Consider the following 21325-nt stretch of genomic DNA (forward strand, 5'->3'; position numbering starts at 1 on the left):
TACCGTGTTTAAGGCCCGAAAAAGTGCAGAAGCACGTACGCTGCTCGCCGCGCACCACGCCTTGACCATGGAGACCTGTACGCCATGAACTTTATCCAAGTACGTAATGTGAGCCACGGTTACACCGCCGGCGGTTTTTTCAGCAAACGGCATAAAGTGCAGGTTTTAAAGGGATTGGACCTCGACCTGCAAGCCGGTCAAAGCCTTGGCCTACTGGGCAGCAGCGGCAGCGGTAAAAGCACCCTCGCCCGCTTGCTGATGGGTCTGGAAACACCCGACCAAGGCAGCATCGAGTTTGAAGGTCAACCGTTGCAGGGCTTGAACCCGCTTTTTTTGCAGCGGGTACAAATGGTTTTTCAAGACGCCATCAGCGCCTTTAACCCCCTACGCAGCATCGGCTGGAGCATTGCCGAGCCACTGCGCCACCTGTCAGAGATGAGCAGCGACTCGATCAAAGCCCGAGTTGAGCAACTGTTGCAGCAGGTCAAACTCTCGCCCGGCGACATCGAAAAATTGCCCGCGCAACTCAGTGGCGGGCAACTGCAACGCGCCGGTATTGCCCGCGCGTTAGCGGTTAATCCGCAGATGATCATCCTCGACGAGGCCCTGTCCAACCTTGACCGGGTGTTGCAGGTACAAATCTTGGATTTACTGGCCGAGGTACGACGCGAGTCCGGCACCGGTTTTCTGCTAATCACCCATGATCTGAGCCTTGTAAGGCGTTTTTGCCAGCGCGTGGTGGTACTCGCTGAAGGCAAACTGGTCGAAGACCGAGCGGTTACCCCACTCTTACGCTTTGCTCATCCGGCGGCACTCACGCTGCAAGACGCGGTGTTACCCGCAATGCCCAAAAATCGGCAGGAACAAGGGGCGGCTTAGGGAAGACCCAAGGATGCAAATGTGAAATATTTGTAAACAGCAATGATTGCTATTAACCTAGGTGTAAAACTTTGTAACCAAGCCTTGGTTACGCCGTTCTTCATCTGGAGTATTTGCAGATCATGCGCACTATGTTCACCGTACCAACGTCAGCCCTGACGTTGGTTGCTTTGGGAATTTTTAACCACACGTACGCCGCCGAGAACACCCTCGATCTGCCTGCTACTGCCGTTAACGCGGCTGAATCAGAAGGCGGTAGTACCGAGGGTTATCAATCCAAACCCAGCGCCACTACCACACGCTTGAACCTCACCGCCCAACAAACCCCGCAAGGCATCACCAGCATCAAGCGCGAACAACTGGATGACTTCAAACTCAACAGCATTCGCAATGTGCTGGACAGCACCCCCGGTGTGAACGTGCAGAAAATAGAAACCGATCGCACCTACTTCACCGCACGCGGTTTTGACATCACTAATTTTCAGTACGACGGCATGGGCTTGCCGCTCAACGGTGGCACGTTGGTGGGTGATATCGACATGGCGCCTTACGAGCAGGTGGACATTCTGCACGGAGCCAACGGTTTGATGTCGGGCACCGGCAACCCTTCTGCTACGGTCAACTTCATCCGCAAACGCCCCACCTATGACCCTCAAGCCAACGTCAGCCTCAGTGGCGGCTCGTGGGACAAACGCCGGGTTGACCTCGACGTTTCCGGCCCTCTGAGTGAGTCGGGCAACGTGCGTGGACGCCTGATCTACGCCAACGAGACGGGCAATTCGTACCTAGACCGTTACTCGCGCGAAAAGAACATTTTCAGTGGCATGCTGGCCTTTGATCTGAGTGACAGTGACACGTTGACGGTGGGCTATGAAGACCAAAAGTCCAATGCCAACGGCGCCAGTTGGGGCGCATTGCCATTGACCGATGCCAACGGCAAGGCCATTCACTATCACAGTAAAAGCTCGAATATCGCGCAGCCTTGGGTGTATTGGGATGTGCACACCACCCGCACCTTCGCTGAGTGGGAACACCGCTTCCAAAATGACTGGACCTCGACGCTGACCCTGACCGCGATGGAGCACCGCGAAGACACCAACATGTTTTACATCTACGGTGACAGCGGGTCACCCACCGGCTATACCGGCGTGGCGTCTAAATACAAGGGCAAGATCCGCGAGCTGGATGGCGACTTGTCTTTCAGCGGCCCGTTCAACTTAGGCGGACGCGAGCATCAACTGACCGTTGGCGCTAACGTGGCGCGCTCAAAAACTCAAGAAGCCTCGCGGTTTGGCAGCGCGTCGTACTACACCCCGGTGGAGCTGCAAGATGCGTTGAACGGTTCGATACCCCGCCCTATTTATGACCTCGCTCCCGTTGACTCGACCTCGAACTTCACCGATCGCCAGAAAAGTATCTACGCTGGGGCGCGCTTTAACCTGACCGACGATCTGCACCTGATTACCGGGGCACGCATGCTCAGCGCCGACAGCGACGGCGAAAACTACGGCACAGGCCGCGACGTCAGCATTCACGGCAAGGTCACCCCGTACGCGGGTTTGGTTTACGACCTGACTGAGCAATACTCGCTGTATGCCAGCTACACCAAGATCTTCAGCCCGCAGTACTACTTAAACTCCCAAGGCAAGGTCATCGACCCGCTGGAAGGCAAGAGCTATGAAATGGGGATCAAAGGTCACCTGCTGGACAACACACTGGACGTCTCGGCGGCGGTCTTCCACACCAAGCAAGACAACGTGGCCACCTACGCGGGCTATGACGCGGCTTTGGGCGGGGACTTGTATGACGGCGAGTCATACAAAAGCAGCGGGGTTGAACTGCAAGCAACTGGCGAGCTAGCGCCGGGCCTGCAAGTCAGCGGCGGTTACACCTACGTGTACATCACCGATGCGGATAACGATCGCGGACGCACGTTCATCCCGCGCAATGCGCTGACCTCGTCCGTGACCTATAAACTGCCGTCGGCGCCAAAGGTTAAGGTTGGTGGCACGCTTAAATGGCAGAGCAAGATCGAAAACGATACCACCCCTGCCGCCAGCCAAGACGCATATGCCTTGGTGGGCCTGATGGCCAGCTACCAGATCGACAGTCACTGGAGCACCCAGTTGAACCTCGACAACCTGACCAATGAGAAGTACCTGCAAAGCGTGCGCTACGGTCAAAGCAACTTCGGCGACCCACGCAATGTGACGGCGTCTGTTAGCTGGAAGTTCTAACCACGGCTTGCGGGTTTGCCTAAGTTGGCAAGCCCGCTGCTACGCGAGACGACGGCTCAGGCTTTCGCTGCGTTGGGCACCATTCGGAACGCCACACCCAAGCGGTTGTAGGCGTTCATCAGACCGATGGCATAGGTCAATTCGGCCAACTCCTTGTCATTAAACTCAGCGCTGACAGCGTCATAGTCGGCTTGCGGAACCCCGGTTTGTGCCACCAGGGAGACACTCTCAGCCCATGCCAGTGCTGCCTGTTCGCGGGGTGTAAACAGCGCTGGTGCTTCTTGCCACACCGGAACCAACACCAAAGCCTCCACGCTCATGCCCTGTTTCAACAGATCCCGCGAATGCAGGTCAATGCAGTAAGCGCAGCCATTGATTTGCGACACACGCAAATACACCAGATCGATCAGCGACTTTGCCAGATCGCTGTTTTGCAGTGCCGCATGCACAGCTGCGAACGCTTTATAGGCTTCAGGGGATGCCTTGGAATAGTCGATACGGTTACTCATGACCAGCCTTGTTTTGAGGGTTTGAATGGCGGCATAGTGCTATTTCTTGGCCCTATTACAAAGGGCCATGATTTATCCTTTTGACTAGGCCATAACCCGTGTCTAACCCTGCAGGGAACACCCTACGTATCGCTACGGTGCGTTTATCTGCGCTTGATCCCACGTCTGGCGAGCCACTTTACCGACAGCTGTATTGGCGTATTCGTAAAGCGATTAACGCCGGTCTGCTTAAACCGGGCGATCGCGTTCCGGCGGCTCGCGCCTTGGCCAAAGAGCTGGGGCTGGCCCGTGGAACGATCGACAGCGCTTACTCATTGTTGATCTCAGAAGGCTATTTGCAGGCCAGCGGCCAAGCTGGAACCCGCGTGGCGCTCGGCCTCTCTGGCAAAACGACTTCACCTCCCGCCTGCGCCATGACCCAGACGGCTCCGTTAGTGGCGATTCGCCAACATTCAGCGGTGCTGCCTTTTCAAATGGGTGTGCCCGCATTGGATGTTTTCCCGAGAAAGGTCTGGGCGCAAATCAGCGCGCGTTGCGCACGCAGCACACAACCGCAACACATGGCCCACCCCTCGGTGTATGGCTTGCAAGCACTGCGCTCAGCCATTGCAACGTATCTGCAAGTTGCTCGCGGCATCAGTTGCTCGCCCGCCCAAGTCTTTGTGACAGGAGGCTATCGCGAGACGCTGGCGCTGATCGCTCAAGCCTTGCTTGCGCCCGGTGATCAGGTGCTGGTTGAAGACCCCTGCTATCCACCGACGCGAAGACTGCTGGAACATCTGCACATATCACCGATTGGCGTTGCGGTCGACCCAGACGGCCTGTGTGTTTCGCGAGCCATTGAGGCGGGACACAACGCACGCGCCGCCATCGTCACCCCCGCCCACCAAAGCCCGCTGTGTGTCTCACTGTCGTTGCCGCGTCGATTGGCGTTGCTGGAATGGGCCGAGCGACAACACGCGTGGATCGTAGAAGACGATTACGACGGCGAATATCGCTATGTCAGCCGCCCGCTCCCCGCACTCAAGAGCCTAGACCGCGAGGGCCGCGTGCTCTACAGCGGAACCTTCAGCAAAGTGCTGTTCCCCGGCATGCGACTTGCCTATTTGGTCGTCCCCGCCACACAGGTAGAGCGCTTCGAGCAGACGTGCCACACCTTTCAGGGTGGGTGCCCAGAATTGAATCAGGCCATCGTCGCAACGTTTATGGTCGAAGGCCATTTCGCACGTCATATCCAGCGCATGCGCAAGCTGTACAGCGAGCGTAGAACCATGGCGGTGAGTGGGCTTAAAAGCGTGCTAGGTGAGCGGGTTCGGATTGATGCTAACCCAGGCGGAATGCACCTAATCTTGCGCCTCGATGTGCATCAGTCCGATCGCGCTATGGTGCAGCGTATGCGCCAAGCGGGTTTGTTTGCCGAGGCGTTGAGCGAGTGGCAACAACGGGAAGAAAAACCCTCGGGTTTGCTCTTAGGCTTTGCCAACATCGACTCAGTAGCCACCGCTCAGGCGCTAGGCAGGCGCATTCTGGCGTTAATGTGAGAGGCGTGAAGCGGGGCTGCGATATCGAACCTCTCGGCCCTTAGCAGCCCCCGCTACTCATCCGTCACTACGACGAATGCTCCATGCCTTCAGAGCGCACACCCGGCAAGGTCAAGATCGTCTTTAACATGTCGAACGATTCATAGCGCGTGGTCTTTTTGAACTCGACGACGATGTTTTCTACCGAAACGTCCGGGCCTTCATAAATAATCACTTGCTTGACGCGGTCTGCCCGCTCGCCCAAGAGCTTGTCCAGCACCTCGCGTGTTACCACACCGGTTGGCGCAACTAGCCTGATGACATGGGTTTTCAAATAACTGCGGTACTTTCTTTCTAGCGGCGTCACTGTCATCAGAATGAACAAAATCAATACCGTGGCGGCGCCAGCAAGCCCGTAGAGCCCGCCGCCCACCGTCATGCCAATGGCGGCGACAACCCACAAACTGGATGCCGTGGTCAGCCCTTTAATCACGTCGCCGCGCATCATGATCGAGCCGGCACCTAGAAACCCAATACCGCTGACGATTTGCGCAGCAATACGAGAGGGGTCCAAGCGAGTCCCCGGCTGGGTCAGTGCCTGTTCAAAACCATAGGCCGACACGATCATGAACAAACAAGACCCCGCGGCAACCATCATATGAGTGCGTAAACCCGCCGTCCAAAACAGGTGCTCTCGCTGAAAACCGATCAAGCTGCCAAAAAACGCAGCCAACAGTAAACGTACACACATTTCCCACTCAGAAATCATGAAGAATCCTTAAACACCATGTGACAGATGCCGTCAGAAGCACTCGGCTAATTATTTTTTAACAGCTGAAATAGCGTTCAAGGCAATGGCGGCAAACCGTAGGCTTGCAAATCAAACGCTGGCAATTGACGAATAATCTGGTCTGCGTGGGTGTACTTGCTGTCGGGCATGGCCGCATCGGGCACCGCAATCGCTGTCATATTGGCGGCCTTTGCAGCGGTTACGCCAAAGGGCGAGTCTTCAAATACCAGACAGTCTTGCGGAGCAACCCCCAAGCGGCGCGCAGCAGTTAAGAAGATATCGGGGGCGGGCTTGGCTGCGCCCACTTCAGGGTCATCGGCCGTGACGATGGTATCGAACAGGGCAAACCAGTGGCGGTGTAAAGTCGTTTTGTGGTCAAAGCCACTGCTGGACGAACTGGTGCCCACTGCAATCGGAATATTGTGCGCTTTCAAATGTCGCACCAGCGCTTGCGCCCCTGGCATGGCCTGGGCTTTAGAAAAATGCTCCGCCATCAGCGGCTCGCGTTCTTGCAGAAACGCTTGCCAGGTAATGGGTAAATCCAGTGCCTTGACAATGTACTCGGCCAAATCTTGAGCGCCGCGCCCAATGATGTGCTGCTTGATGCCCCAGTCATACGTACGACCATAACGTTCGACGACGATCTGCGTGACTTCGGAATAAATACCTTCGGTATCGAGTAACAACCCGTCCATGTCAAAAATCACGGCCTTGATTGGGCTAACAGCATTACACGGTGTATTCATCACGTCAGATCCAAGGTGGAAGGCAAAAAGATGCTGGCACCTTAACTGCCCGCCTCGTCTAAATGCCAGTGAGCGAGTTAAAAGGATCGCCGGTATCTGCATGACGAGCCAGTTACGCGCTGGCACATTGAGTTACACATATGTGAGAATGATAGGAATTCCTATTAGCATCTTCCTCACCAACGGCTCAGCATGTCATTTCTTCCTACCGCTTACGCACCCACTTTGAATGAAGTGGTCCACGATCTGCTGGCCAGTTATTCCGAGCTGCGACGCTACTTGTGCAGCCGTTTAGGCAACCCTGATGATGCGGCAGATATCGCTCAGTCGAGCTTTGCGCAAGCCTATGCGTACGCATTGAACAGCACGGTGGCGAACCCGAGGGCGCTGTTATTCAAGGCGGCTCGTAATGCTTGCATTGATCAATACCGTCGTCACAGTTGTGAAGTCGCGGCGTTGGATGACTGGATGAGCCGGCTTGATGTCCTTAGCCCGACCGTGGAAGAGATCGTGATTGCCCGCGAGCAATTGCAGCAGTTGATCGAGCGCATTGAGCGCATGCCGCGCCTGCGCCGCGAGGTGTTTGTGCGGGTACGGCTGGAGGGTTACAGCCACCGGCAAGTGTGCGCCGAACTTGGGTTGTCGGCTAAGTCAGTGGAGCTGCACATTGCCCGAGCGGTGTTTGACCTGTCTGAACTGAGCGTGGCGTGCCGTCATGTCTGAACCGCTCTCTGCGCGCAAGGTGCAACAGGCACTGACGTACTTGGCCAAGCTTAATAGCGATGATCCATCGCGGGTCGAACAGGCTCGCGAGCAACTGGCGCGCTGGCGTAATCAAAGTCGCGAGCATGAAAGCGCTTGGCTGGAGGCCGAGCGGCGCTGGCAGATGATCCATCGCTTAACCCCGCAGTTGCGTGGCACCGTGCAATCACACCCGGTCAACCTAAGCCGCCGCCGTTTGTTGCGCCAAGGCACCGGGTTATTAGCGGTGATTGGCGCTTCGGGCTGGTTAAGTTGGCTGTGGCGCGAGACAGCTCCTTACGAACAATCGCTGTTGACTGAGCACGCCGAACCGGCCCGCCCTGTCACCCTGCCCGATGGCAGCCAGTTGCTGCTAGCTGCCGAGTCCAATGTGCACGTGACCTTCAGTCATGCTCAGCGTGAGGTGATGCTGCTGCATGGCAACGTGTACTTCGACGTGGCCCACGAAATGCTGCGTCGTTTTGTAATCAACACCCGGCTGGGTCAGGTCACGGTGCTAGGCACTGCGTTCAGTGTCAGTGATCGCGGCGGCTGCATTCAGGTGGCGGTAGCCCGTGGTCGAGTCCAAGTGCAAGGGCTTAGTGGAGAAGCAAAAATCCTCACGGCGGGCCAACACGTGAGCATCAACATGCGAGGCGAGGTCACCGCTTTCAACCCACATCGTCAAGTGAGCCCGGATATTGAAAACTGGCGAAACGGTTGGTGGTCGTACACCGATGCGCCGCTCTCAGAGGTACTCGCCGAGTACAACGCCTACGCGATACGGCCGGTGGAGATCAGCTCAGAAGCGGCAAGTTTGCGGCTGACTGGCAGCTTTCCTAGTGATCGACCAGACATGCTGCTGCATGCCCTGCCCCGGATCTTGCCGGTGCAACTGGTAAGTAAAGCCGGTGAAACTTACGTGCAATTACGTTGAAAAAGTTTGAGGGGTAAACGCGTCGAGGTCCGTCTTCATCCATAACCACACTCGAGTCAGGACTGACCATGTCGCATTACGCCTCACCTTATCGCGCCCCGCTGAGCCGCTTGGCGCTGGCTTGCTCTTTGCTATTAGGGGCCGGCAGCGCGCTCGCAGACAACACTACCCCGCTGAACTTGAACCTACCTTCGCAACCGCTTGAATCGGCGGTTCATACCCTGGCCCGTGAAGGAGGCGTTGCTATTGCGGCTGATAGCCAACTATTAGTCGGGCGCAGTACTCAGCCGCTGTCAGGCCAATACACCTTGCAGCAAGCGCTGCATCTTCTGTTAGCTAACACCGGGCTGGTGGCCCAGGAAGAAAACGGTGTGATCGTACTGCGCCAAGACAGCAGCGACGGCGCTCTGAATCTGGGGGAAACGCGAGTTACGGGTGCAGGTCTGGGCGCGAGTGATTTGCCTGAGGCTTACAGTGGCGATCAAGTGGCGACCGGGGCGCGTTTGGGGTTGCTCGGTGACACAAACATTATGGATACGCCGTTCAACATCACCGCCTATACCGCGCAAGCCATCGAAAACCAGCAGAGCGGCACCGTCGGAGCAGTACTGCGCAATGACCCCTCAGTGCGTTTCAGCACCGGTGAAGGCCATGCCTATGAGAACTTCATGATCCGTGGCTACTCGCTTGACTCCTCCGAACTCGCGCTTAACGGCCTGTACGGCATGGCACCTGATGGCCACGTGCCTACCGAGTTTTTGGATCGAGTTGAAGTCCTCAAGGGGCCTGGTGCTCTATTGTCGGGCATGGCCCCCAGTGGCGGAGTGGGCGGCGTGATTAATCTGGTGCCCAAACGCGCGCTAGAAGCACCCTTGACCCGCCTGACCACCAGCTATGTGTCGGACGGCTATTTTGCCGAGCATCTGGATTTTAGTCGGCGCTTGGGCGATGAACAACGCTTCGGCATTCGCTTCAATGGCGTGTATGGCGATGGCGATACCGGGGTCGACAATCAATCCAAAGAACGCACACTGGCCTCGCTAGCCGTGGACTATCGTGGCGATGGATGGAAGCTTGCACTAGACGCCTACGAGACTCACGAGCGCGCCATCAATGGCAGCCCGATGATGGTCGGTTTCAGCGACATTGGCCATGTGCTTAAGGCGCCTAAGGCCGATACCAACATCCTTGAAGGCATCACCGCCAAGCAGATCAGCAAGGCGGTTATCGTGCGCGGCGAGTATGAACTCAATGACGACTGGACCACATTCGCCAGCGTTGGCAGCTCCAAAAGTCGCTACAAGGGTTTCCTCAACGGTACGCGTCTGCGGGTTAACAATGACAAGGGCGACGCCACCGGCGAAACCTATAACCAGGCCGGTTATACCGACAGCACCGCTTATGAAGCAGGTGTTCGTGGACGCGTGAGCACTGGACCGGTGGACCACCAACTGGTGTTCTCCGCCAGCCTCTTGCACCAGAACATTGGCCGAGCGCCGACCGTCACCGGCGCGCGCTACCCGAGCAACATTTATCACCCGGGCAAGCCGATTATTGCCGGGAGTACGGGATCGAGCGTTAAAACCGGCGACAACACGCTCTCCAGCTTCGCGATTGCTGACACCTTGGCGTTCGCCGATGACAAAGTTTTGCTGACCCTCGGCGCTCGCTCGCAACGCGTCCGTCAGCAGATGAGTTCGCCCAAGTCTTATGACGAACACGCCATCACCCCAGCTGTTGGACTGGTGGTTAAACCCTGGGATGCACCCGTGTCGTTGTATGCCAACTATATCGAGGGGCTGACTCAAGGCAGTACGGTGGGTGATGTCACTGCAGCCAACTACGGCGACCAGTTCGCGCCCTACAAGGCCAAACAATTAGAAGCAGGCGTGAAATGGGACATGGGCACGTTTACTCATACATTAAGTGCCTTCCAAATTGAGAAGCCCAGCCTGATTCTCGACAAAGCCAGCAACCTGTACAGCGACGACGGCAAACAACGTAACCGCGGCGTGGAATGGAACATGTTCGGCTCGGTCATTCCTTCTGTGCGGCTACTGGGCGGGGTTACGTACACCCACGCGGAGTTGACCCGTACCGCTAACGGCGCCCTCGACGGCAATACAGCACGCGGCGTACCCAAATGGTCTGCCAACTTGGGTGCCGAGTGGGACACACCGTGGATAGAGGGTCTGACCCTAAACACACTGGTCATCCACAGCAGCTCGCAATACCTCAACGACGCCAACACGCTGAAGATCCCGCAGTGGACGCGTTACGACCTAGGCGCTCGCTACAGTACGCGCATCTTGAGCAAAGACGTGGTGCTGCGCGCTAGCCTAGAAAACGTTGAAAACCGCTCTTACTGGGCTGGTGTGTTCAACGATGGTTTTGCCACGGTGAGCGAGCCGCGAACCCTAAAACTCTCAACCAGTATCGACTTCTGAGGTCAGCATGAGCCGTTTTAATCGCTTGAGCCTTGGCTGCTTTTTTAGCGCCGTGGCCTGCGCGTCAGCCGTGGCAATCGAGCCACTGAGCCAAGGTCAGAGTGTGCGCGCCAACATTGATCAGGCGCAGCCACCCCGTTGGCGGATAACACTCAATGCAGGGGATTTGATCCAAGGCAAGGTCGTGGGTGATGTCAGCCTGCGCCTACTCAACGCACAGGCTCAACCTCTGCGTTTGTTGGTCGATGGTGCGGATCTGCCTCGTGACTTTATGTTTGTCGCCGCTCAAGACGGGCAGTACCTATTGCGCGCAGAGCCGCTGGCAAGCCGCCCTCAAGCTGAGTTCACACTGACCTTGAACCAGGTCTTGCCACTGAGCCAACAACACCCTTCGCCGCCGCCACTGCTTAGCCCAACACTGCGTCACTTGGCTGAGCAACTGGAACAGGGCGGTTCCTCACAAGCATTCTGGAAAGACCGAGAGCAACAAGGAACGCCGCTGGTCGAAGCCGTAAATGACAGCCCTAACGAGCGGTTAGTCACGTTTTTGTGGCGCGGTGCTCAGCGCAATGTGCGCTTGTTTGGCGCACCTTCTGGCGGCCATGATCTGTTGCAGCGCTTGGCCGAGAGTGACGTTTGGTACGCCAGCTACCGTGTGCCATCCAGCGCCCGTCTCAGCTATCAATTAGCCCCAGATGTGCCAGAAGCTGGGGATCGTCGGACCCTACTGGCGACGGCTCAGCGCGACCCACTTAATCCACACCGCTTTGGTAACCACAATTATGAGCCCAGCGTGACCCGCTCAATCATGGAGTTACCCGATGCTGCGCCTCAGCCGTGGTCGCGCAAGCGCGTGGACGTAGCGCTCGGCACGTTACAACGTGCGTCCCTGACCAGTAGCATTTTAGGCAACACCCGCGACGTATATGTCTACCGACCTGCGGGCTGGCAGAACACGGGCAACGACCGTGGCTTGCTGGTGCTGTTCGATGCTCACGCCTACACACGCCAAGTGCCCACACCGGCCATTCTGGATAACTTAATTGCCGATGGCCTCATCCCACCCACCGCGGCCTTGATCATAGCCAACCCAAGTGACGAAACCCGGCCCGTTGAGCTGCCTCCCAACCCGGAGTTCGCCCGTTTCATGGCTGAAGAATTGATGCCGTGGGCCGAACAACAAGGCTTGAGTGCCGAGGCCAAGCATACGGTTGTGGCGGGTTCCAGTTATGGCGGTTTGGCGTCAGCCTGGCTTGGGCTTAAACACCCAGAGCTGTTTGGCAATGTGCTGAGCTTATCCGGTTCGTATTGGTGGAGCCCGGCTGGCACTGAAGATCAGTGGCTCACTCGTCAATACGTCACTAGCCCTCGCCTGCCCTTGCGCTTCTACCTGCAAGCTGGGTTATTTGAAGGCAAGCCCGGCGCCTCCAGCGCTGGGATTTTGGACAGCAACCGGCAGTTGCGCAACGTCTTGCAGGCTAAAGGCTACTCGGTAGATCACGTCGAATACGCCAGTGGTCACGACTACCTGCAATGGCGCGGCTCACTGGCGTGTGGCTTGATCAGCCTGCTCGGCATTAGCTCGGATACGCCCAAAGCGTGCGTACCGATCGCGCTATAACCCTGCTGAGCAGACGGATGCACTAGCACTTCGCAGGTATCCGCCTGCACCACCGCTGAGCTATTAATCCGCTGAAGCTAAAGGATCCAACACTGCACCGACTCAAGGGTTCGACAGTTCATCGGGAGACGCTCTTATTACCTGTATTGCCCACCGGGCGCCTCTGCGAAAAGTGAATAAAAGCGCATACAATTGCCATCACCTTCGCATACAAGACAGTCCGGTCAATTCATGGCGCTCGACCCTTTCACTTTATTGACCCTGACCATTGCGCTAGCCGCGGCTGCCGCACTCTATCTGGCTATCGAATGGCGAAGCATCCGTGAGCCTTCACTAATGTATTGGAGCGCAGGCTTTGCAACCATTGCCGTGGGCTCAACCCTAGCGCTGTTGCGCAGTAAGGGGATGCTGTTTATCGGTATCTGGTTCGCCAATGGCTTACTGGTGGTAGCCCATTGGCTGTTTCTGCTTGGGGTTGCACGCTTTACCCAGACGCAATTGTCACGACGTTGGTATCTGGTCTTTGTTGTTTGGACGTTACTGTTGGTCATTCCGCATGACCCGTCATGGTCCAGGATTACCCTGCTGATTAACTCGCTATTAGTTGCCTCTTTATCGCTCAAGGCCAGCGGGCTGCTACGCCCGCACGGTAGCTCATTGAGCGTGGGGGCCGTGCAGTTGCGCTATGTGCTGCTAATCCACGGGCTGTTCTATTGCGTCAAGTCAGTCTTCGCGGTGCTACCGGGTGAGTTGATTGACCTTGCCGCGTTTCAAGGCCAGATCATTCAGATCTCGCTGGTTGAAGGGGCCATGGCAATTATGCTGATTGCATTGTCGATGACCGGAACTGAACGCTACCGACGCGAACAACAAATCGCACGTCTCGCCGCTCGCGACCCACTGACCGCCCTGTACAACCGTCGCGCCCTCGAAATGCGAGCGCCGCCCTTATTGAACAGTGTTTCGGCCGCTCAACCTGGCGCCTTACTGTTGATCGACATTGATAACTTCAAGCTGATTAACGATCTATTTGGGCACACGGCGGGCGATCGACTGCTGGTCACTCTAAGCGAAATGATTCGTGGGGTACTGCCCAAAGATGCGTTGGCTGCCCGGCTGGGAGGTGATGAATTCGTAATTCTGTTACGCAATGCCTCTAGCGAACGAATTGAGGCGCTGGCAAGCGCTCTGCGCGACCCGTTTTACCTCGCCACCTCACAAACATTCGTCACGCCACAAGCGGTAACCCTGAGCATCGGCGCCGAGCTGTTCGACCAGCGACCCGCCAGCCTAAGCCAGCTAATTGAGTTAGGCGACGCTGCGCTCTACGCGTCCAAGCGCGGAGGCCGTAACAGCTTGAAGTTGGTAGATCGGACGATCGCCAATCACTGATTTGGCGCTTTTACAGTGCCGCACTTCTCACCTGGAAGTCTTAGCACATGAACGCCCCCTTGCTCGGCAGTTGTGTGTGCGGCGCTGTTAACTACCGAAAGGCATCAGCAGCCATTCAGTGTCGCCTGTGGGCGCTCGCCCGCGAAGAAAAACGGTCGTAAGCGCACGCCCACGCTGTTACCCAAAAACGCAGCCACTAGCCACACCCACCCGTGCAGGCTGCCCGAAGCGATGCCACTGAAGTACGCACCAATGTTGCAGCCGTAGGCCAGTCGCGAGCCATAGCCGAGCAGTAAACCGCCAATCACGGCCGCCAACAGGGAGCGCCCGGGGATTTTAAGGCTTGGCGCAAATCGCCCGGCCAAGCCCGCAGCCAAGAGCGCACCGAGAATAATGCCCACGTCCATGACACTGGTGATGTCTTCCCAGACCGGTGCAGCTAGCGCTTTGGCATTACTGGGCACTTGCCAGAAACCCCAACCGCTGACGTCTACGCCCAGCCCGCTGATGACCTTGGCGCCCCAGAGGGCGAACGCCGAAGTAATGCCCCATGGGCGTCCGGCCAAGGCCAGCGTGGCGTAGTTGAGTAAGGCTAGGCCAATCGCTCCCCAAATCAATGGCCATGGCCCGCGAAGAAAGCGCCGCAGCCCGTGATGTTCAGTGCTCACGCCTTCTTCTAGCTGTCCATGACGGGCTTTTTCTAGGCGCACAGTGACCGCCGCAATGACCCCGAAAATGACTAGGTTTACGAGTAACGCAGGCACGACGCCGAAGCTTTTGACGATGGAAGTTGCCGGAAACGAAGGCAACGCAAACCACCAGTCGACATGCTGAGTGGCGATGACTGAGCCACTGATAAAGAACAACAACGTCACCAGCATTCGTGCGTTGCCTCCGCCCACGGTGAATAACGTCCCCGATGCGCAGCCGCCGCCTAATTGCATGCCGATGCCGAAAATAAACGCGCCGAACACCACAGAAATGCCCACCGGGGCAACTAGCCCGACCACTGGCTGACCGAACAGCGTGCCTGACCCTAAGGCCGGGAAAAACAGCAACACCGCCACTGCCAACATGACCATTTGCGCGCGCAGGCCAGCACCGCGTCGATCATTGATAAACACCCGCCAAGCCGAAGTAAAACCAAAGGCTGCGTGGTACAGCGTCACCCCTAAGGCGGCGCCCACGGCGAGCAATAACACTTGGCGAGTACCCACGGTGTTGTGCAGAAACACAGCGCCTTGCAACAACAAGATGCAAGCTATCAGGGGCGCATAGCTTTTGCGCTCTGGTGTCATAGATAGGGAACGGCTCATTAAGAATCTCAGTACGTTAGACGTGAAGAAGTGCGAAGGCGATCAGTATAAACCCCGAAGCTGTTTATGCAGCGTTGTGGATTTAGAGGCCTATAACGGCGTGCAATAAGAACCTCAGAACACAAAATAGACAGAAATCTCCCTAACTATCTTCTGGGCCATTCGTTTGAAGCACTAGACCACTTCAAAACTGACAAGGAGTCAGCTGCAATGCGTGCCCCCCTCACCCGTTCCATGACATTAGCTTTAGGCCTCATCAGCAGTTCGCATTTATTAGCAGACACTGAGGCCCTAGATGATGCTGAAACGAAACAGCCCGACATGGAACTCGCCAGCACCCGCATCAACGCCCAAGGGCTGGGTTCGACAACCGAAGACACCGGCTCGTATACCACCGGTTCGACCAGCACCGCGACCAAACTCAACTTGAGCATCCGCGAAACCCCGCAGTCGATTTCGGTGGTCACTCGCCAAGAGATGGATGACTTTGACCTCAATACCCTCACCGAAGCCATGCGCCACACCACAGGCATTGTGGTGCAGCACAGTGACTCGGATCGGGTCAGCTACTCGTCACGCGGCTATACCATCAATAACTTTCAAATTGACGGGATGCTTAACACCTTCAGTTTCATGAAGTCTGACGCTGACACCATCATCTACGACCGCATTGAGGTGGTGCGCGGTGCGACCGGCTTAACCACCGGCGCAGGCGACCCATCGGGCACTATCAACATGATCCGCAAGCGCCCAACCCACGAGCTTGCCGCCAAGGCTGGGGTCAGCGGCGGCAGCTATGACGACTATTACAGCTATGTCGATGTGGGCGGGCCGCTGGGCTTTGACGGCCGTTTACGCGGCCGTACCGTGCTGGCCTATCGCGACAGCAAATCGTTTCGCGATACTTACGCGCTCAAGCGGGAAGTGGCTTACGGTATTTTGGAAGCCGACCTCACCGACCACACTACCGTGGCCGTCGGTTATGACTATCAGGACAAGCAAGTGCGCGGCTCCTCTTGGGGCACAACGCCTTATTGGACGGGGACGGGTGACAAGGCCAATCTAGGACGTTCGACCAATTGGGCTACGTCTTGGAGTTCTTGGCCGTTAAAGGACAAAACCGCCTTTGCCACTCTCGATCAGCTGTTAGTCGATGACTGGCGCCTGAAGGCCGCTTATACCCACCGCACCAGTGAATCCGATGGCAAGGTGTATTACGCCGGTGGAGGCTTCCCGAATGCCGATGGGAGTGGCATGTCGGCCTTTAGCAGCCACTTTGCCGGCGACGAAAGCATGACTGCACTCGACATCAACGTCTCGGGCACTTACGCCCTGCTCGGACGTGATCACGAATTAATGGTCGGTTATGGTGAGGCCAAGTACGACAGCACTTCGCCCTTGTCGATTGACTTAAACCCTGACGACTACGGCACTATTGCCAACTGGAATGACTTGAGCGGGATTCCTAAATACCGCGACCTCGACACCGGCTTGGACAGCAGCCACAGCACCATCAAGCAAAAGTCCGGGTATCTGGCCACCCGCTTCAATCTGACAGATGAATGGCACGCTGTGCTCGGCACCCGCTATGGCAGCTGGAAAAGCACCAACACCAGCCGCGATTTCGATGACAGCGCAGCGGGAGGCATTAGCTACCAAAAGGTCACGCAAACCCACAACGACATGCTCACACCTTATGCGGGCTTGCTGTATGACTTTACTGAAGAGCTAACGGCCTACGTGAGCTACACCGACATCTTCAAGCCTTCTACCAACAAAGATGCTAGCGGCTCCTACCTCAAGCCAGTGGTCGGCAGTGTTTATGAAGTAGGGCTTAAAGGCAGTTTTCTGGAAGAACGCTTGAACTTGTCGAGCGCCGTGTTCTGGAGTAAGCAGGACAACGTGCCGGAAATCGACGACTCTGTGCCTCGCGGCCCTAATGGCGAGGAATATTACAAATCTGGCGGCAAGGGCAACAAAATCAAAGGCTTTGAAGTTGAGCTGGCCGGTGAGGTTATGCGCGGCTGGAACATGATGGCGGGCTATACCTACACCCACTCGCTAAACGCCGATGGTAAGCGCATTAACACCACAGCACCTTTGAACCTGGTCAAGGCGTCGACAAGCTACACACTGCCGGGTGAATGGCGAACGTTGACAGTAGGTGCGGCCGTCAATTGGCAGAGCGACATTTACCGCGTCAGCAATCGACCTAGCGGAGCTACAAACCAGAACGGGTATCCGATCACCTTCAAGGAAAACATCACCCAGAAGTCCTACACCCTTGTCGACCTGATGGCACGTTACGAATTTAACCCTCATGTCAAAGCGACTCTAAACGTCAAAAACGTGCTGGATCAGAAGTACTACGAAAACGTTGGCTTTTATAACGGCGTGTTCTGGGGCGAACCAAGAACCGTAAGCTTGGGCCTTGAATGGACGTTGTAAAGGGTATCTCAGGCGTCTCAACGAGGGGCCTTGAGACGCCCTAATACCGCCGTGCAAATGAACACAGGCGGCGACTTTTTTGATGCCGGGCTCGCCCGGAAAATCTAAAGATCGTCGCCGCTCCTCACCAATTCACGCGTTATGAAGCGTTAGCACCGGGTTAGTTCTCTTTGATCTGCGCCCACAACTGTGCCACTTCCTCAGCATTGCTCGCCTTGATTCGGGCCAAGTTAACGGGATACTCGACCCCTGGGTTCTCGACCCAGCGCGTGGCGGTAAATTGGCCGTTACTGGCCCGCAAAATGTAGCCCGTGTCATGGCACTGCTCGGAAGCCAAAAACAGAACGCCAGGAGTGATCCATTCAGGTTTGAGGTTTTCCGGTTCTTCGGTCACACCCCACATCCGGGTTTTGGCCACGGGTGAAACGGCGTTCACCCCTATCCCGTCGGCCATACCTTCCATGCTCAACGCGTTCATGATGCCCAGTTGCGCCATTTTGCCTGCCGCATACGCCACCAACCCCGGTTGGGCATATTGCTGATACATGGCCCGATCCGAGGAGGTTAATACCACTCGTGCCGCTGTCGATTGCTGCAGGTAGGTCCAAGCGTGTTTGCACAGCCACACGGGGGCATAGACACTCACATCCAGCGCACGCTCGATAAAGCTTGAGTCGGCTTCTTCAATCCGTTGGTAACCGACCCACCCCGCGTTGTGAATCACAATGTCCAGTTGCCCAAAGGCTTGGACAGCCGCCGCCACTAATTGCTGACATGCTTGCTCGCTGGCAAGATCAGCATGATGACCCATGGCGCTATAACCTTGGAATTGAAGGCTGCGCGCGGCTTCATGCGCAACCGAGCTGTCTGCGCCCTCACCCAGGTTGTTCGCCCCAATATCGCTGATCAGCACATTGGCTCCCAGCCTTGCCAGCTCGCGGGCGTAGCTCAAGCCTAGGCCTCGGCCTGCGCCCGTTACAATTGCGGTTTTGCCTGCAAAGTTCACTGGTATCTCCTCTTGTTGGTCGCCCTCACCTTAACAATCCGCAGATCATGTGTTTAATACCGTTTACACGCGCAATTGATACCCTGTGGCTATCAGACCACTGTCACTCACACGGCTCAGTTCAAAGGAAGGAGGCAGCAACATGATCGAGACGCGACTGCTTAGGCAGTTCATCGCCGTTGCTGAGGAGCTGAACTACCACAAGGCGGCGACTCGCCTGCACATGGCTCAACCTCCTCTGAGCCAAGCGATTAACCGACTGGAAGACAAATTGGGTTTCAGCCTGCTCACGCGCAGCCGCCGTGAAGTCAAACTGACACCTGCCGGCAGCGCTTTTCTGGAAGCGGCCTACAACACGCTCAAAACACTAGACTCGGGTGTTGAGCATGCGCGCCAAGTGTCCCAGGGCAGTGCTGGCAAACTCACTATCACCACCCTCTCCATCGCCTACTACACGCCGTTGCTCAATACCCTGCGACAGTTGCGCGAGGCGCTTCCCAAGGTCCAACTCAGCCTTAAGGAAATGCCCTCAGCCCAGCAGGTCCAAGCCATCATGTCGGCGCAGGCGGACCTCGCCTTTATGCGTAAACCGCCCGCTGATACGCCTAACATGGTGTTGCGATTGCTGCTTGAAGAGGCAATCGTCATGGCCTTACCCATGGATCACCCCAGAGCGCAGACAGAACATATCGACCTGCGGGACTTTGCCGGGGAAGACTTTGTGTTCACTCCCCACGCGCTGGGCAGCGGTTATCACCAACAACTCATTGCCTTATGCGAAGCGGCTGGTTTTTACCCCAACGTGGTGCAGGAAGCAGCGCAATTGCATACCGTAATCGGCCTAGTCGGATGCGGTTTCGGTGTGGCGCTGGTGCCGGCGTCGATTGCCAGTTCGTTTATGCAAGACAAGGTGGTGTTTCGCCACCTGTTGCCTGTGACGGAGTCGGGCAACCCCGCCATTGGCCTCTATGTAGGCTGGAACTCCCACAACGACTCTCCGCTGATACCGCGCTTTATATCGATGCTGGACATTCATCTTCGGCCTGAGCACTGACCCGCTCAGGCGTTAGACGAAAGTACCGATGAGCCCTGCGGCTCAACTGCTGCCTGCTCGCGGTAGCTCGCTGGGCTGAAGACCCGAGTCAGTATCAGCATCGACACTACCCCAACAATCAACACCCACCAAGCACTGATAAAGCTGCCCGTCATCTCACGCAGCCAGCCTGTCAGCCAGGGAGAGATGGCGTTAATCAAAAAGCCGATGCCTTGCACAAACGCTGCCAACTGCCCGGCAGCGCGCGGTTCTCGGCAATGGTCGAGGGTCAAAATCAAGCTCAATGCAAAACAAGCACCCAGCCCGAAGCCAATCAAAGCGACCCAGACATGCGGCGCCTCCAGAGGCCACATCACCAACCCTAAAAAACCAAGCGCTTGGGCTGTGAGACTGACGGCCAACAAGGGGCGCCGGTCGGTGCCTCGTTGCGCCAAGGCAGGCATGACCAACGCGGCCACGACCTGAAAGATCGTCATAAACGCCAGCAGCGAACCACTTTGCGTGGCGCTCCAGTCCATTTGTAAGTAATAGGCAGGCAGCCAAGCCACCATGCTCATGTAGCCGCAGTTCACCAGCCCAAAGTACAACGCCAATAGCCACGCCCTGCGGTTGCGCCATGGATGAGCAGACACGCCGTGAGTGCGCGGCGTAAACCCGGCGAAAGGTAACAGCCACCACATCAGCAGCGCCGCCAGCGCTGGCAACAACCAAACCCCGAGCCCGGCCTGCCAATGGCTAAAGTGCCCGGCCACCACTGGGCTGAGTAAAGCAGCCAGACCACCACCGCCCATCAGCGAGGCTGAATAAACGCCCAGCGCCAATGCCACCTGTTGCTTGAACTGACGCTTGATCAACGCAGGAACCAGCGCCTGAATCAACGCCACACCTGCACCACCCAATAAAGCAGTGATCAGTAACACCTCAGCCTGCTGCCCCATCAGGCGCCACAAACACGCCCCGAGAATCATCAGTAAGCCCATGGCCACGCCCCGCCGCTCACCCAAGCGAGCCTCAATGCGGACACCGAGCAAGGCCACGAGGCCCATGCAAATCACCGGTAGGCTGGTCAGCCAAGCGCTGCTTTGAAAACTCATGCCAGTATCGCCACGAATCTCCATCAGCAGTGGGCTGATAGAACTCAAAATCGGCCGTAAATTAAGCCCCAAGGCGATGATCAACGCCCAACTGGCCAGGCTGCGCAAACGGGTTCTAGCAGGCTGCATGACGTGCCTGCCAGTCACCGTAGATCTCAGCCATCGCTGGCTGTGGCAGATGCCGTACATTAAGCGTCTGTTTGTCTAGGGGCAGCGCCAGTTGCTGGTAGACCGCAGCCGTAGACAAGCCAAAGCGCTCACCCACTTCATTCGCCGCGCCATACACCGCTCCCGAGACACCACACAAGTGCATCGCTGCTAAACACATAGGGCACGGCTGGCCACTGGCATAGATCACGCATCCTTCTAGCCGCGCGCCCAACTGTTGGCTGGCTCTGCGAATGGTCAGCAGCTCGGCATGATCTGTCGGGTCTTGACTGAGATGGATTTCATTGACTGCCTCGGCAACAACTTGGCCGTCTTTGACCAAAATTGCGCCAAACGGACGACCACCAGCGGCTACGTTTTCACCCGCCAGTTCGACTGCGCGTTGCAGAAATTGTTGATCGATATGCATGAAAAATCCCC

The 21325-nt window shown here is 56.8% G+C and carries 17 protein-coding genes; 10 read left to right on the forward strand and 7 right to left on the reverse strand.

The features are described 5' to 3' along the window. Positions 1–84 precede the first annotated feature (84 nt). Positions 85–879: a nickel import ATP-binding protein NikE gene (gene nikE, locus AQS70_RS09815; protein WP_055102604.1), complete on the forward strand. Its 795-nt coding sequence runs from the start codon at positions 85–87 to the stop codon at positions 877–879. Positions 880–1001: 122 nt separating this feature from the next. Beyond that, on the forward strand, positions 1002–3116 hold the full coding sequence (locus AQS70_RS09820) for a TonB-dependent siderophore receptor (RefSeq protein WP_055102605.1): 2115 nt from the start codon (positions 1002–1004) through the stop codon (positions 3114–3116). Between the two features lie 56 nt (positions 3117–3172). Here AQS70_RS09820 and AQS70_RS09825 read toward each other — a convergent pair whose 3' ends face one another. After that, entirely contained in the window at positions 3173–3625 is a 453-nt protein-coding gene (locus tag AQS70_RS09825; protein WP_055102606.1) for a carboxymuconolactone decarboxylase family protein, read from the reverse strand. A gap of 98 nt (positions 3626–3723) precedes the next feature. Between AQS70_RS09825 and pdxR the strand changes: the two genes are divergently transcribed. Beyond that, complete coding sequence (pdxR, locus tag AQS70_RS09830; RefSeq protein ID WP_420912346.1) at positions 3724–5166, forward strand: MocR-like pyridoxine biosynthesis transcription factor PdxR; 1443 nt, start codon at positions 3724–3726, stop codon at positions 5164–5166. A gap of 67 nt (positions 5167–5233) precedes the next feature. Here the strand turns inward: pdxR and AQS70_RS09835 are convergent, their stop codons facing one another. Beyond that, a complete protein-coding gene (locus AQS70_RS09835; RefSeq protein WP_055102607.1) occupies positions 5234–5914 on the reverse strand; it encodes an MgtC/SapB family protein in 681 nt (226 codons plus the stop codon). A gap of 77 nt (positions 5915–5991) precedes the next feature. Next, the gene (locus AQS70_RS09840; protein ID WP_055102608.1) at positions 5992–6681 is read right to left on the reverse strand and encodes an HAD-IA family hydrolase; all 690 of its coding nucleotides are present in this window, start codon (positions 6679–6681) and stop codon (positions 5992–5994) included. 192 nt (positions 6682–6873) lie between these two features. Between AQS70_RS09840 and AQS70_RS09845 the strand changes: the two genes are divergently transcribed. The 5 genes from AQS70_RS09845 (at position 6874) to AQS70_RS09865 (ending at position 13819) form a co-directional block, all read left to right on the forward strand. Continuing rightward, the gene (locus AQS70_RS09845; protein WP_055102609.1) at positions 6874–7404 is read left to right on the forward strand and encodes an RNA polymerase sigma factor; all 531 of its coding nucleotides are present in this window, start codon (positions 6874–6876) and stop codon (positions 7402–7404) included. Further along, positions 7397–8359, forward strand: coding sequence for a FecR family protein (locus AQS70_RS09850; RefSeq protein ID WP_055102610.1), 963 nt, complete (start codon positions 7397–7399; stop codon positions 8357–8359). The genes AQS70_RS09845 and AQS70_RS09850 overlap by 8 nt, the downstream gene beginning before the upstream one ends. A 68-nt stretch (positions 8360–8427) precedes the next feature. Then, positions 8428–10806 (forward strand): TonB-dependent receptor, encoded by a 2379-nt coding sequence (locus AQS70_RS09855; protein WP_055102611.1) that lies wholly within the window; start codon positions 8428–8430, stop codon positions 10804–10806. A 7-nt stretch (positions 10807–10813) separates the two neighbouring features. After that, on the forward strand, positions 10814–12427 hold the full coding sequence (locus tag AQS70_RS09860; RefSeq protein ID WP_082428074.1) for an alpha/beta hydrolase: 1614 nt from the start codon (positions 10814–10816) through the stop codon (positions 12425–12427). 231 nt (positions 12428–12658) lie between these two features. Beyond that, a complete protein-coding gene (locus tag AQS70_RS09865) occupies positions 12659–13819 on the forward strand; it encodes a GGDEF domain-containing protein (protein ID WP_055102612.1) in 1161 nt (386 codons plus the stop codon). A 104-nt stretch (positions 13820–13923) separates the two neighbouring features. On the opposite strand, the gene AQS70_RS09870 is transcribed toward AQS70_RS09865, so the two are convergent. Next, complete coding sequence (locus AQS70_RS09870) at positions 13924–15135, reverse strand: YeeE/YedE family protein (RefSeq protein WP_055102613.1); 1212 nt, start codon at positions 15133–15135, stop codon at positions 13924–13926. Positions 15136–15345: 210 nt separating this feature from the next. Here AQS70_RS09870 and AQS70_RS09875 point away from each other — a divergent pair, with 210 nt between their 5' ends. After that, entirely contained in the window at positions 15346–17583 is a 2238-nt protein-coding gene (locus tag AQS70_RS09875) for a TonB-dependent siderophore receptor (RefSeq protein ID WP_055102614.1), read from the forward strand. Positions 17584–17743: 160 nt separating this feature from the next. Here AQS70_RS09875 and AQS70_RS09880 read toward each other — a convergent pair whose 3' ends face one another. Next, complete coding sequence (locus tag AQS70_RS09880) at positions 17744–18589, reverse strand: SDR family NAD(P)-dependent oxidoreductase (protein WP_055102615.1); 846 nt, start codon at positions 18587–18589, stop codon at positions 17744–17746. A 142-nt stretch (positions 18590–18731) separates the two neighbouring features. Here AQS70_RS09880 and AQS70_RS09885 point away from each other — a divergent pair, with 142 nt between their 5' ends. Continuing rightward, the gene (locus AQS70_RS09885; protein ID WP_055102616.1) at positions 18732–19643 is read left to right on the forward strand and encodes a LysR family transcriptional regulator; all 912 of its coding nucleotides are present in this window, start codon (positions 18732–18734) and stop codon (positions 19641–19643) included. A gap of 5 nt (positions 19644–19648) precedes the next feature. On the opposite strand, the gene AQS70_RS09890 is transcribed toward AQS70_RS09885, so the two are convergent. Continuing rightward, positions 19649–20866: a CynX/NimT family MFS transporter gene (locus AQS70_RS09890; protein WP_055102617.1), complete on the reverse strand. Its 1218-nt coding sequence runs from the start codon at positions 20864–20866 to the stop codon at positions 19649–19651. Beyond that, positions 20853–21314 (reverse strand): nucleoside deaminase, encoded by a 462-nt coding sequence (locus tag AQS70_RS09895; RefSeq protein WP_055102618.1) that lies wholly within the window; start codon positions 21312–21314, stop codon positions 20853–20855. The genes AQS70_RS09890 and AQS70_RS09895 overlap by 14 nt, the downstream gene beginning before the upstream one ends. Between the last annotated feature and the right edge of the window lie 11 nt (positions 21315–21325).

Origin of the sequence: Pseudomonas endophytica, from assembly GCF_001411475.1 — a bacterium.
In the GTDB taxonomy this organism is placed as follows: domain Bacteria; phylum Pseudomonadota; class Gammaproteobacteria; order Pseudomonadales; family Pseudomonadaceae; genus Aquipseudomonas; species Aquipseudomonas endophytica.